The organism is Paraburkholderia sp. GAS32 (genome assembly GCF_050434225.1).
Classification (GTDB): domain Bacteria; phylum Pseudomonadota; class Gammaproteobacteria; order Burkholderiales; family Burkholderiaceae; genus Paraburkholderia; species Paraburkholderia madseniana.
The window spans coordinates 28455-40142 of record NZ_JBNPVS010000036.1 but is presented as its reverse complement, the minus strand read 5'-3'; the positions used below and the strand labels follow the sequence as shown (position 1 = coordinate 40142).

The following is an 11688-nucleotide window of genomic DNA, read 5'->3' as shown; positions in this document are numbered from 1 at the left end:
GGGAACCCCACTAGGGTTGTTGACTGTTATCGACTTTGCCGATGACCAGGGTCACAATGACAGACATGCTCAATCCCATCTGGCTCAAGACCTTCGCGACAGTCGCGGCCTGCCATAGCTTCACTGAGGCGGGGCGGCAACTCGACCTCACGCAGTCGAGCGTTAGCGAACACATCCGCCGGCTCGAACAGAGCGTCGGGCGGCGCCTGTTCGTTCGCGACACCCATTCGCTCGCGATGACGCCGGACGGCGAGGCCATGCTCGCGCACGCCAGCGTGATCCTGCAAGCGCTCGCGCGGGCCGAATCGCAGTTTCGCGCGCCGCGCCTGAAAGGGCGCGTGCGACTCGGTTCATCGGACGACGTCGCGCTCGGGCCGCTGCCTACGGTGCTGGCGGCGTTTCGCGACGCGCATCCCGATGTCGAACTGGAAATCACGATCGGCATGACCGGCAAGCTGTATGAGTTGCTGGACGCCGGCTCGATCGATCTGCTGGTCGGCAAGCGCCGTCTGGGTGACCGGCGCGGCGTGCCGCTGTTCACGGGGCGGCTGGAGTGGCTGGCGCGCACCGGCACACTGGTCGATCTTAGCCAGCCGTTGCCGCTGATTCTGGTCGCGGAGCCGAGCGTGACACGGGCGGTGGTGCTCGACGCGCTCGCCGAAGCCGGTTTTAGCTGGCAGGTGGTGTGTACGAGCAGCAGTCACTCGGGCTGCATTGCGGCTGCGCGAGGCGGGCTCGGTATCACGGTTCGGCCACAGTATCTGGCCGCGCGGGGCCTGACACCGCCGCTCAACGCGGCCAGTCTGCCGACACTGCCCTCGGTGGAATTCATCGCGCTGGCCGCCAAACGGCTGAGCCGTCCGGCGGGCACGTTGCTGCAATTGCTGCACGACAGCGATTTGCGCGGGTCGTGGATTGGTGAATGAAACCGCGTGGGAGTGGCTAGCCTGAGCCGAGGCACTGTCCGCACTTAAGCGGGCAAGGCCCCGCCGCTAACGCGTCAAACTCCACACCCCACGCCGCGCGCCATGCGTGGCGCGTTGCATCGTCGACCCATGCGCCGTCGATGCCGTTCAACATGAACTGCCGCAACTCGGCGATGCTGAAGCCGAAGTGGCTATACATCAATTGCCATGCTTCGCTTGGCGTCACTTTGTGCAGTGTCGGGTCGTCGGTGTTCGGGTGAATTTTCAGGCCCAGACCCGGCATGTGCCGCATCGGATGCTGTTCGGCCCAGACTTCCGGGGCGAGCGTGCGCAAATAGTAGGAGTTGGTCGGCACCACGGTGAACACGATGCCGCGTTCCGCGTATTGGGCCGCCAACTGCGGGTTGTCGACGATCGTATAGCCGTGATCGATCCGGTCGCAATGGAGCAGGTCCACGGCAGTCTCGACATTGCGCCATGGCATGCCGAATTCGCCCGCATGCGCGGTGGTCTTGAAGCCGGCGTTGCGCGCATTGCGGTACGCCTTCCAGAACAACTCAGGTGGCCGGTCGTTCTCGCGATAGTCGATGCCGAGGCCCGCTACTTCGTCCGCGCGATGCGCGCACATCCAGTCGACCAGCGCGACCGCTTCGTCGGGATCGGCTTCGCGGTCGATGCTCGGGATCAGTCGCGCGCTGATGCCGAAGTCACGCGCGGCGTCGCGAATCGCGGTGACGATGGCCGCTTGCGCATCCGCATAGGGAATCTTCGAGACGCGCACCGTGCCGGTAGGATTCCAGAAGAATTCGCTATGACGCACCTGGTGTGCGGCGGCATCGGCGAGATATTCGTAGGCGATGCGATGCAGGTCGTCCGCATGCGTGAGCAGATGCTCGTCGAGCGCGCGCAGCACACGCAGCACGCCGACGGGCTTTTCGCCGCGAGTATAGAACGCGTCGATCTCTTCGCGGTCGATCGGCGCGCGGCTCTTTTCAGCGAGCGCGATAAAGGTCTCGTGACGCACCGCGCCCAGCAGGTGGCAATGCAATTCGACCTTCGGCAGGGCGGTGAAGAAGGCGCGATGGGCATCGGTGAGCGTAATGCCAAGGCGCGATGCGGGCACGTTGCCCAATGTCTCTTTCATGTCGGTATGGTTTTCGGTAGTGCGTAAAACTCGACGCTAATTCAGTTTAGTGCGAATGCAGGATAAAAATGTGCAGCAAAGTCGGGTAACAAAGTTGCCAAGGTGCAAATCTCAATGCGGCTTGACCACGGTATAGAAGTAATAGCCGAGCGGCACGGCCAGCACATAGAGGCCCCACGGTACTTCACGGAAACGTCCGGCGAGCAGCTTGACGAGCACATAGCAGAGCAGACCGCCCGCAATGCCGGTGCCGAAACTGTTCGACATCAACGTGAGCAGCACCATCGAAAGAACCGGCAACGAGTCGCTGAAGTCGTCGAAATGTGTATGGCGGATCGTGCTGAACATCGACAGTCCGATCAGGATCAACGCGGGCGCGGTGGCTTCTTTCGGAATGGCCAGCGCGACCGGCACGAACAACAGCACTAGTGCGAACATCGCGGCGGCCGCGAGCGAAGAAAGGCCCGTACGTCCACCCGCTTCAACACCTGCCGCGGATTCCACCAGCGCCGTGAGCGCCGGAATGCCGAACACCGGACCGAGCGTCGCCGCAATCGAATCGACGAGAAACGGGCGGTTGATATTCGGCAGATTCGCGTTTTCGTCGAGCAGATCCGCTTTGGCGCCGACTGCGAGCGTGGTGCCGAGCGTCGAGAAAAACTCCGCCGCGAAGAACACGAACAGATACGGAATGGCGGCCACGCTCAATGCGCTCGCAATGTCGAGCTTGAACGCAATCGGCGCGATGCTATGCGGCCACGACAGAAACGACGCGGGCATATGTGTGACACCGAGCGGCACACCGGCAGCGGCCGCAATCAGGATCGCCCACAAGATCGCGCCGGGCACGCGGCGGCCCTGCAGCACGACAGCCGCGCCAAGGCCGATCAAGGCGACCAGGGTGCCGGGCCGCGAGAAATCGCCGAGCGCGAGCGCATTGGTTTTCGCGTTGGCGACCACCATCCCCGCATTACGGAAGCCGAGCACCGCGATGAACAAGCCGATCGAGGCGCCAAGCCCAAGCTTGATTTGCGCCGGAATCAGCCGCACCACGAGACTGCGCGCGCCCACCAGCGTCAGGATCAGAAACAGCACGCCGGACACGAAGGCGATGCCGAGGCCCGTCTGCCACGCGACATGCTCGCCTGCGAGCGTAATGCCGAGAATCACCGAGCCGCCGATGCCGGGCCCCACCAGAAACGGCAGATTCGCATACAGCGCCATCAGCACCGTGCTCAGCACGAACACCAGAATCGTTGCGGTCGTCGCCGCGCCGCGATCCATGCCGCCCGCCGACAGCAGCGACGGAATCACCACCAGCAGATAGGCGGCCGCCAGAAACGACGTGATGCCGGCGATCGTTTCGATACGCACGCTGGTCTTGCGTTCGACGAGTGCGAAACGCCGTTCGAGCCAGCCGTCGCGCGCTGCGGGTGCCAGGTTGTTTGCTGTCGGCATTGAAGATTCGTTATTGATCAATTGATTCATCCTGTAACCACGCCATTTATACTGCTGCGCATTGCGTCGATGCATTGCTCTCCATGACCGACCGTTCGTCCCTCTTGCCCGCGCTCACGCTGCGGCAAATCCAGTACTTCGTGACGCTTGCGCATGCACGCAGCTTCACGCAGGCCGCGCAGTCGCTCGCCTTGACGCAGCCTGCGCTGACCGCGGCGATCCGGCAGATCGAGTTCCTGCTCGGCGGCCCGTTGTTCGCGCGCTCCGCGCATCGGCTGACGCTCACGCATGCGGGCGCCAGCGTGTTGCCGTTGGCGGAGCGTCTGCTCAATCAGGCGCGCGGCACCTTCGACGATATGGCGAGCACCTTCGCCGAACGCGTGCAGACGGTGCGTATCGGACTGATTCCGTCGGCTGCGGCGCGCCTGTTGCCCGCGCTCACCTTGTTGCGCGCACAACAACCGTCGCTGCGCTTCACGTTGAACGACATGCCGAACACCGCCTTGATTGATGCCGTGCGCCAGGGGGCAGTCGATTTCGGCGTGGGTGTGCACGAACCCGATGCGGCCGCGGCGGACAACGACGGCGAAGCCGCGTTGCGCTACCAGGACCTGTTCGAGGATCAGATCGTGGTGGTGGTGCGGCGCGACGATCCGCTCGCGCAGAAAAAGAGCCTCGCGTGGGCAAAGCTGGTGGGCCGCGACCTCGCGGTGTTCGTGCGCGGCAGCGTCAGCGATGCATTGCAGCGCACCGGCGGGGCCGAAGGTCTGCAACTGACGGTCGCCTACCGCGTCGAGTACACGGAGCCGTTGTACGAACTCGTGCGCAACCGTCTGGCGATAGCAGTGCTGCCCAGTCTCTACACCATGCATCTGCACGACACGGAACTGATCGCGTTGCGCCTCGACAAGCCGCGCGTCACCCGTTCGATCGCACTGATTTCGCTCGCCGGCGACGACCGCGGCCCGCACGTGCGTGCTTGCCGCGAATGGCTCGCCGCGCATATCTGACACAACGCGTGCGGTATGCATGACCGTTACCGAGCCTTTCACGAGTTCACGCGTTCGCCGCTTCACGGCAGTGTGGCGAGCCGTGCGCGCAAGGCGGCATAAAAACCGTCCGCGTCGACTTCGGTGATCCAGGTCGCGTTCGGCTTGCGGCCGCTGTGTCCGCTCCAGTCCACTACGGTTTCACCGAGCGTCCATTCGCCGACTGTCTCGATCATCACGTTGACCTCGCGTCCCTTGAACAGGGACGGCTCGATCAGGTAGCCGGTCGCGCAGGGGTCGTACATGGGCGCTTCTTCAATGCCCCGGCGTCCCTTCTGATACGCGACTTCCGCGGCCATGATGTCGGCGGCCATGGTGCCGCAGCGATTGCCGAGCGCGCGAATCGGCGCGATCCGGGCCGGCGTGATCGGCGCTTTCACGGCGACGTCGCGCGGCAGCACGACGATCGGCACACCGCTCGCAAACACGACTTGCGCGGCCTGCGGGTCGACATAGATGTTGAACTCGGCCGCGGGCGTGATGTTGCCGCGCTCGAAGAAGGCGCCGCCCATCAGCACGATTTCGCGGATGCCGTTGCGGATCTCCGGTGCTTCGGCGAACGCGGTAGCGAGGTTGGTCAACGGCCCGAGCGCGCACAGCGTCACGCTATGCGGCGGCGCCGCGCGCAAGGTGTCGATGAGGAAGGCGACCGCATGCTGCGACGCGAGAGGCGCGAGCGGTTCATGCAGCGGCACACCTTCGAGACCGGTCTTGCCGTGCACGTTGGCGGCCGTGATCAGTTCGCGCGTGAGCGGACTCGGGCAGCCGGCATAGACCGGCAGCGATTGCGACTGCTCGGCCCAGTCACGCACGATGCGCGCGTTGCGTTCGGTGAGGTTCAGTGGCACGTTGCCCGCGACCGTTGTGATCGCGCGCACGTCGAGCCGGTCGCTCGCGCCGAGGGCGAACAGGATCGCAATCGCGTCGTCCTGACCGGGATCGCAATCGATGATCACGCTGCGGCGCGTGCCGCTTTGCAAGGCGGGGGCGCTCGAAGAGGACGTGCCACTGGCCGCGTCAGCCGCTCCGGCAACACCTGAAGCGGCGGCCAGCATCGGCCACGCCGATGCACCCGCAGCCAGTCCCATGGCCGTGCGCAAAAACGCGCGCCGGTCCTGCGTTGGATCGAAGGCGTTCATCATCGTTAGAATACGTGGCGCATGCCGACCGTCGTGATCATTTGACGGATGCCGGTGGATTGCGCATAGGCAAAAATCTGCGCGTGTTGCGCGTCGCCAGCAGCTTGCTGCGCGATCACCGTCAGCGCGACGTCGGTGCGTTTCGACAGGAAATAGTCGGCTTGCAGATTGACCTGATGCCATTTGGGGCTCGTGTTGATCACATCGTATTTGCCGTCAGTGAAGGCATACGCTGCGCCGAGAACGAGCGCGGGCGTCACGTGGTAGTTCAGGTTCAGGTTGTAGTTCTGCAAATGCAGATGCGAACCGTCGAGATAATCGTAGCGGACATCGGTGAAGAGCGCTGCAAATTGCGCAGGGCCGACCGTATAGAAGCCGCCCGTGCCGAAGATGCGCTGCTTGCTCGCATACGCGGCCGGATGCAGTGCGCTCTTCGCGAAGATAAGCAGCGACGACGCATAGTCGTTCGAAATCGCGCCGTCCGGATTGGTCGCGCTAAACGGGTGGTTGTACTGCGCGTAGACCACGCTCCACTTCAGGGGGCCGTTCTCGTAACCGGCACCGAAGCTGTACGCATTGTTGTTGGCGAAACCGGTGGCGTTGCTGAAACCGTACTCGGCGGTGGCCTTCAGGCCGTGATAGTCGGGCGTCACGTATTTCACCGCATTCTGCACGCGGATATCGTTATAGCCGTTGTCGTTGTCGCCGATGTTGACGCCGTTGCTCGCGATGATCACCGGGCCGACGTAGTCGTGCACCGTGTCGTACTGACGGCCGAAGGTCAACGTACCGTACGTCTTGCTGGCGAGCCCGACGAACGCCTGCCGGCCGAATTCGCGGCCGTTTTGCGACGCGGTGCCGGTCATCACGTTAAAGCCGTTTTCCAGTTGGAAGATCGCGGTCGTGCCACCGCCCAGATCTTCGATGCCCTTCAAACCCCAGCGCGGGTTCTGGTTGGTCCCCGAAAGTGCCTGCCACGCGTTCTTGCCGCCCTGATTCGTCGCATAGCCGACGCCCGCCGAAATCAGGCCATACAGCGTCACGCTGCTTTGCGCATGGGCGGCGCTGGAGAGCGCGCCGGCAATCGCGAGAGGGGCGAACTTGAGTAGTTTCATCGTGGTCCAGTAGCGGGAAAGGAGGGCGCCGAGCGGAGGGCGCATTCGAACTGGGCTCGACTATACGAAGCCGTCGGCTATAAAAATAATGTTGTTTTCTTATAGTTCCATAAATTTAATCTATTCAACGAGGTCTCCGTGCGCCGCTGGCGGTCCGAGGCCTGCTGAACTCAAGCGTCCTTATCGCCTGTAATGGCATCGTTGCCGGGCTTCGGGCGATTCTGTATGGTGGATCATCGATCTACCCCATGAGACTCCGAATGACGTCCGCAACAGACCCGCTTTTGCAACCGATTCGCTCCGATGTCCTGATTGTCGGCGCCGGGCCTGTCGGCCTTTTTGCCGCTTTCGAAGCCGGTGTAATCGGCCTGTCGTGCCAGATCGTCGATGGGCTCGGCAAGGTGGGCGGGCAGTGCATCGAGCTCTATCCGGACAAGCCGATCTACGACATTCCCGCAATTCCCTCGTGTACCGCGCGCGAACTGGTCGAGCGTTTGATGGCGCAATGCAAGCCGTTCGATGTGCCCATCCATCTCGAGCAACGGGTCGAGTCGGTCGAGCAGCGCGACGATGGACGCTGGACCGTGTGCACCGACCGCGGCCTCGTATTCGACGTGGCGGCGATTCTGCTTGCCGCCGGCAATGGCGCGTTCGTGCCGCAAAAACTGACGCTCGCGGAAGCCGTGCCGCTGGAGTCGCGTCACGTGCACTACAGCGTGCAACGTCTCGCCGATTTCGCCGGCAAGACGGTGGTGGTGGCCGGCGGCGGCGATTCCGCGCTCGACTGGGCGTTGGCACTGCGCAAGGTCGCGCGGCGCGTAACGCTGGTGCATCGTCGCAACGGCTTCAGTGCGGCGGATTCGAGCGTCGAGTCGATGCGGCGCGCGGTCGAGGCCGGCGAGATGGACTTCATCGTCGGCGCGATTTCGGGGCTCAACGTCGAAGGCGATACGCTGAAGTCGATCGCGCTGCGGCATATCGAAGGCGAAACGCAACTCGACACCGAGCAACTCGTCGTGCTGTACGGGCTGGTTGCCGATCTCGGGCCAATCGCGCAGTGGAATCTGTCGATCCACGGCGGCCGCGTCGACGTGGATACGTCCAACTACGAAAGCTCGCGGCCCGGCATTTTCGCGGTCGGCGACATCGCCAACTATCCAAACAAGCAGAAGCTGATTCTGTCCGGTTTTCACGAGGCGTCGCTGGCGCTGCGCAAGGCATACGCGTACGCCTATCCGGAGAAGAAGCGGGTGCACGTCCATTCCAGTTACGACGCGAAGCTGGCGGAAAAGGTTGGCGCGGCGGTCTGACGGCGGGCTATATCGTCCAGCCGGCGCGGGAGGCCGTTCTCCGCGGTCCGCCCCGCGATCATCGGCCCACGCGCAATGGATTCGTCTGCACATACTTGTCGTCCCGCCTTGCATTCATGAATCTGACTTCTACAAATTTAAATTTGACAGTATCTGACTATGCAGATATATTGATTCCAACCAACAAGGAGCTACGCATGGATCACTACACGCCGGAGAGTTTCGGTCTGACAAACAGTGTGGGGTTCGCCATCAACAAGGCGCGCAACGTGTTGATTACGGAAATGGACGCCGCGCTTAAAGATCTGGATATCACCAGCCAGCAAATGGGCATCCTGCTGTCGTTGCGTCAGGACATTGCGACCACGCCGTTCGAGTTGTCCAAACATCTCGGTATCGACACGGGTTTGATGACACGCATGCTCGACAAGCTCGAGACCAAAGGTCTGCTGGAGCGCTCGCGCAGTATCGAGGACCGGCGCGTCGTCAATCTGAAGTTGACGAAGGCAGGGGAGGACGTCGCCGAGCATCTTCCGCAGATTGCTCCGGCGGTGCTGAACGGGCGTTTGAGGAAATTCACCAAAGCCGAATTCGAGGAATTGCGCCGCCTGCTGAACAAGTTTCTCGAAGACTAGCAAGCAACGAGGCAAACAACGCTGCGAACGATTGCAGCCATTTTTTTACCCTAATATCTGACAGGTCAGCAAATGATATTGCAGCTAAATAGGCAGGCAGCCAGGTCACGCATCGCGAAGGTGGGCGTGACGGCAATCTTCGCGGCCGTGCTGTCGGCTTGCGCGAACTACGCTGGCATCTCGAGCGACAAACAGATGGCACAGCCGCAGACCTACGCGACGCAACAAAGCCTCCCCGCGGATCACGGCCATTGGCCCGCCGCCGATTGGGCGGATCAGTTCGGCGACGCGCAACTGAAGGCCTTGCTTGTGGAAGCGCTGAAGGGCAATCCGTCGATCGAACAGGCCCGGGCACGCGTTGCCGCAGCCGCTGCGTATAGCGACACGGCGAAGGCCAGCACGATGCCGCAAGTCGGCGCCACGTATTCGTTCACGCGCCAGCAGTATTCGGGCACGGCGCTGGTGCCGCCGCCGTTTGGCGGTTCATGGCAATCGGAGAACAAAGGCCTGTTATCCGCTTCCTACGATCTGGACTTGTGGGGCAAGAATCGCGAAGCACTCAAGGCCTCGTTGTCTCAACTGCAGGCGAGCGAGGCGGATGCCGAAGTCGTCAGGCTGTCGCTGACGTCCGCAACGGCACGGGCCTATAACCAGCTCGCCCGTCTGTACGCGTTACGCGACATCGCGCAGCAGGAAATCACGCAGCGCGAGCAGATCGACCGCATCACCGCCGGCCGCATCGCAACGGGCCTCGATACCCAGGTCGAGCGCAAGACGGCGCAAGCGAACCTCGCCACGAGTCGTGCGACGTTGGCGTCGCTCGACGGCAGCATCCTCACCACCCGTTATCAACTGGCCGCCTTGCTCGGCGCCGGCCCGGACCGTGGCCTCGCGATTGCGCGCCCAACGCTCGGAATCGGTGACGAAGTACGTCTGCCGGACAACCTGCCTGCCGACCTGGTGAGCCGCCGCCCGGATCTGGTTGCTGCCAGATGGCGCGTCGACGCGCTCACGCATGACGTGAAGGAAGCCAAGGCCGAGTTCTATCCCGACATCAACCTAAGTGCGGCTATCGGTCTCGACGCGTTTGGCTTCGGCCGCTTCCTGACCGCAGCGAGCCGCACGGCGTCGGTCGGTCCCGCGATCCATCTGCCGATCTTCGACGGTGGTCAGTTGCGCGCGCAACTAAAGGGCCGGTATGCCGATTTCGACTACGCCGTCGCGACGTACAACCAGACGCTCGTCACCGCGCTGTCCGAAGTCGCGACGCAACTCGCGCAAATCCGTTCGACCGACGAGCAACTCGGCGACGCGCAAGCCGCCCAGGAAGCCGCCCGCGGTGCCGATCAATTGGCGCTCACACAGTACAAGGCCGGTCTTGCGAATCAGCTAACGGTACTGAATGCCGACACCACGGCGCTCGCCGCCGACCAGCAGGTCGCGAATCTGAAGATGAACCGGCGCGATCAGCAAATTGCTCTGGCTGCCGCATTGGGCGGTGGCTATACCGACAGCGCTGATTCGCGCGCACAGGGCAGCGTGGCCGCGTCGGCAACCTCGGCCAGTTCGGCAGTACAAACCAACCCCGTCGTCGCCACCCGCTAAGACGCCATCGCGACGCTTTCACTTTCTGTCAGGACCCACAAAATGAGCGATACGATCACCACCAACCGCGAGACGGCGGACGCGGACCAAGCCAAGCAGGTGACGGCGCCTGCGAAGCGCAAGCTGCTGCTCGCCTTGCTGGCCGCCACAGTAGTGTTGGCCGGCGCGGGCTACGGCACCTACTACATCACGAACGGTCAATATCATCAGTCGACCGACGATGCCTACGTCAACGGCAATCTCGTGCAGTTGACGCCGCAAGTGAGCGGCACCGTGGTGGCAGTGAACGCCGACGACACGCAGATCGTCAAGCAGGGCGCACCGGTCGTGACGCTCGATAACGCCGACGCGAAAGTCGCGCTGTCGAACGCCGAAGCGACGCTCGGCCAGACCGTGAGACAGGTCAGTGGCCTCTACGTGAACAACGACTTCTACGCCGCGACCATCGCGCAACGTCAGTCCGATCTCGCGCGCACCGAAGACGACCTCAAGCGCCGCCAGGCCGTTGCCGAAACGGGCGCGGTATCCGGCGAGGACATCGCTCATGCGCGCGACGCCGTCAGCTCCGCGCAAGCGGCGCTCGATGCCGCTCGCCAGCAGGCCGCGGCCAACCACGCGCTAACCGATCGCACGTCGGTCGAACAGCATCCGAACGTGCAGGCAGCCGCCTCGAAAGTGCGCGACGCGTACCTAAGTTACGCACGCAACACCTTGCCCGCGCCGGTTACGGGCTATGTGGCGCGCCGCTCGGTGCAGGTCGGTCAACGCGTGGCACCGGGCACGCCGTTGATGGCGATCGTGCCGCTCGACGGCGTGTGGGTCGATGCGAACTTCAAGGAAGGCCAATTGAAGCACATGCGCATCAGCCAACCGGTCACGCTGACTGCCGACGTGTATGGGTCGAGCGTCAAGTATCACGGCCACGTAGTGGGTTTTTCGGCGGGCACGGGGGCCGCATTCGCTGTGTTGCCCGCGCAGAATGCGACCGGCAACTGGATCAAGGTGGTACAGCGCCTCCCGGCGCGAATCCAGCTTGACCAGAACGAACTGAACGCTCATCCGCTGCGGATCGGCTTGTCGATGCAAGTCGATGTCGAAACGCGCGACGAGTCAGGCACCCAACTGGGCGCGGCAACCAACACCACGTATCGCACGGACGTGTTCGCCCAGTACGGCGCCGACGCCGACGCCGAAATCGCCAGGATCATCGCGCAGAACATGCCATCGGCACGCGCTGTAGCGGCAAGCGCGACACCAAAGAACGCAGCACGGATAGCAGGTTGAACGGGCGATCTCCTGACGCCCGT

General features: G+C 63.1%; 10 protein-coding genes. 6 read left to right on the top strand and 4 right to left on the bottom strand.

All coding sequences use genetic code 11. The features are described from left to right. The first annotated feature begins 65 nt into the window (after positions 1-65). The gene (locus P3T25_RS33560) at positions 66-926 is read left to right on the top strand and encodes a LysR family transcriptional regulator (protein ID WP_154566661.1); all 861 of its coding nucleotides are present in this window, start codon (positions 66-68) and stop codon (positions 924-926) included. A gap of 16 nt (positions 927-942) precedes the next feature. Here P3T25_RS33560 and add read toward each other — a convergent pair whose 3' ends face one another. Together add and P3T25_RS33550 are read right to left on the bottom strand one after the other, a co-directional pair. Further along, positions 943-2070 carry an adenosine deaminase gene (add, locus tag P3T25_RS33555; protein WP_429361304.1) on the bottom strand — a complete coding sequence of 376 codons (1128 nt, stop codon included), beginning with the start codon at positions 2068-2070 and terminating at the stop codon, positions 943-945. Positions 2071-2181: 111 nt separating this feature from the next. Then, the gene (locus P3T25_RS33550) at positions 2182-3528 is read right to left on the bottom strand and encodes an NCS2 family permease (RefSeq protein WP_429361302.1); all 1347 of its coding nucleotides are present in this window, start codon (positions 3526-3528) and stop codon (positions 2182-2184) included. Positions 3529-3611: 83 nt separating this feature from the next. On the opposite strand from P3T25_RS33550, the gene P3T25_RS33545 reads away from it, so the two are divergent. Continuing rightward, positions 3612-4538: a LysR family transcriptional regulator gene (locus tag P3T25_RS33545; protein WP_429361300.1), complete on the top strand. Its 927-nt coding sequence runs from the start codon at positions 3612-3614 to the stop codon at positions 4536-4538. A gap of 62 nt (positions 4539-4600) precedes the next feature. Here P3T25_RS33545 and P3T25_RS33540 read toward each other — a convergent pair whose 3' ends face one another. Continuing rightward, positions 4601-5719, bottom strand: a complete 1119-nt coding sequence (locus P3T25_RS33540) for a nucleoside hydrolase (RefSeq protein WP_233468940.1) — start codon at positions 5717-5719, stop codon at positions 4601-4603. Positions 5720-5721: 2 nt separating this feature from the next. Continuing rightward, positions 5722-6831 carry a porin gene (locus P3T25_RS33535; protein WP_429361297.1) on the bottom strand — a complete coding sequence of 370 codons (1110 nt, stop codon included), beginning with the start codon at positions 6829-6831 and terminating at the stop codon, positions 5722-5724. A 260-nt stretch (positions 6832-7091) separates the two neighbouring features. On the opposite strand from P3T25_RS33535, the gene P3T25_RS33530 reads away from it, so the two are divergent. The 4 genes from P3T25_RS33530 (at position 7092) to P3T25_RS33515 (ending at position 11665) form a co-directional block, all read left to right on the top strand. Continuing rightward, a complete protein-coding gene (locus P3T25_RS33530) occupies positions 7092-8141 on the top strand; it encodes an NAD(P)/FAD-dependent oxidoreductase (protein WP_171927560.1) in 1050 nt (349 codons plus the stop codon). A 197-nt stretch (positions 8142-8338) separates the two neighbouring features. After that, positions 8339-8776 (top strand): MarR family winged helix-turn-helix transcriptional regulator, encoded by a 438-nt coding sequence (locus P3T25_RS33525; RefSeq protein WP_154566652.1) that lies wholly within the window; start codon positions 8339-8341, stop codon positions 8774-8776. A 72-nt stretch (positions 8777-8848) separates the two neighbouring features. After that, the gene (locus P3T25_RS33520) at positions 8849-10381 is read left to right on the top strand and encodes an efflux transporter outer membrane subunit (protein ID WP_171927559.1); all 1533 of its coding nucleotides are present in this window, start codon (positions 8849-8851) and stop codon (positions 10379-10381) included. Positions 10382-10423: 42 nt separating this feature from the next. Then, positions 10424-11665, top strand: coding sequence for an HlyD family efflux transporter periplasmic adaptor subunit (locus tag P3T25_RS33515; RefSeq protein ID WP_429361294.1), 1242 nt, complete (start codon positions 10424-10426; stop codon positions 11663-11665). The last annotated feature ends 23 nt before the right edge of the window (positions 11666-11688 follow it).

Excerpts from the sequence above, each read along its gene's own strand:
- P3T25_RS33560 (WP_154566661.1), top strand. The coding sequence starts at position 66 with ATGCTCAATCCCATCTGGCTCAAGACCTTCGCGACAGTCGCGGCCTGC.
- add (WP_429361304.1), bottom strand. The coding sequence starts at position 2,070 with ATGAAAGAGACATTGGGCAACGTGCCCGCATCGCGCCTTGGCATTACG.
- P3T25_RS33550 (WP_429361302.1), bottom strand. The coding sequence starts at position 3,528 with ATGCCGACAGCAAACAACCTGGCACCCGCAGCGCGCGACGGCTGGCTC.
- P3T25_RS33545 (WP_429361300.1), top strand. The coding sequence starts at position 3,612 with ATGACCGACCGTTCGTCCCTCTTGCCCGCGCTCACGCTGCGGCAAATC.
- P3T25_RS33540 (WP_233468940.1), bottom strand. The coding sequence starts at position 5,719 with ATGATGAACGCCTTCGATCCAACGCAGGACCGGCGCGCGTTTTTGCGC.
- P3T25_RS33535 (WP_429361297.1), bottom strand. The coding sequence starts at position 6,831 with ATGAAACTACTCAAGTTCGCCCCTCTCGCGATTGCCGGCGCGCTCTCC.
- P3T25_RS33530 (WP_171927560.1), top strand. The coding sequence starts at position 7,092 with ATGACGTCCGCAACAGACCCGCTTTTGCAACCGATTCGCTCCGATGTC.
- P3T25_RS33525 (WP_154566652.1), top strand. The coding sequence starts at position 8,339 with ATGGATCACTACACGCCGGAGAGTTTCGGTCTGACAAACAGTGTGGGG.
- P3T25_RS33520 (WP_171927559.1), top strand. The coding sequence starts at position 8,849 with ATGATATTGCAGCTAAATAGGCAGGCAGCCAGGTCACGCATCGCGAAG.
- P3T25_RS33515 (WP_429361294.1), top strand. The coding sequence starts at position 10,424 with ATGAGCGATACGATCACCACCAACCGCGAGACGGCGGACGCGGACCAA.